General features: G+C 51.0%; 1 pseudogene. It reads left to right on the plus strand.

The features are described 5' to 3' along the window. Positions 1–226, plus strand: a pseudogene (locus tag L692_RS33650) (hypothetical protein); the annotation flags it as partial. Positions 227–524: the final 298 nt, after the last annotated feature.

The following is a 524-nucleotide window of genomic DNA, read 5'->3' on the forward strand; positions in this document are numbered from 1 at the left end:
CGAAAACGCCGTGTACGGCCAACTTTTTGGAGCTTTGATCGCTTACGTCTTGCTGAAATGGCTATTTGATACGGCTTCTGCCTCCCTGCCTCAGCACGCTCTCCTAACGTTTGCACGATTTGCTCGGTTATTTGTTCTGTCCATGTTGCCTGTCGAGTGGCTGATCTGGCTCTCTCAACGGTTTCGAAGGTTAGACAAAGAGTCCCCTATTAATTTACATATTTAGGTTAATCAACAGGCCTGAAGGGAAGTACAAGTAGCTGCTAAGTTGATGCTCCTTTTCTACATTTGGTGGTTATCAACACACATGATACATTAACGTTATTTGTCCTCCGCTAGTTGCTTTTATTGCTTTAGGGGCGTGAAGAAGGCAGGTCTAGCCCTGGAGAGATCGGCCCTGCGGTATCCCGGAGTCAGGCATCGGACCGTCCCGGCTTACAACGCGAACAACCGCTCCATATCCGGCCCGTCTCCGTTCTCTGAGCGGTGCCGCCAGCAGTTGGTCGCGGGGTTGTAGCGGTAGG

It is taken from the genome of Paenibacillus forsythiae T98, assembly GCF_000520735.1.
Classification (GTDB): domain Bacteria; phylum Bacillota; class Bacilli; order Paenibacillales; family Paenibacillaceae; genus Paenibacillus_AQ; species Paenibacillus_AQ forsythiae.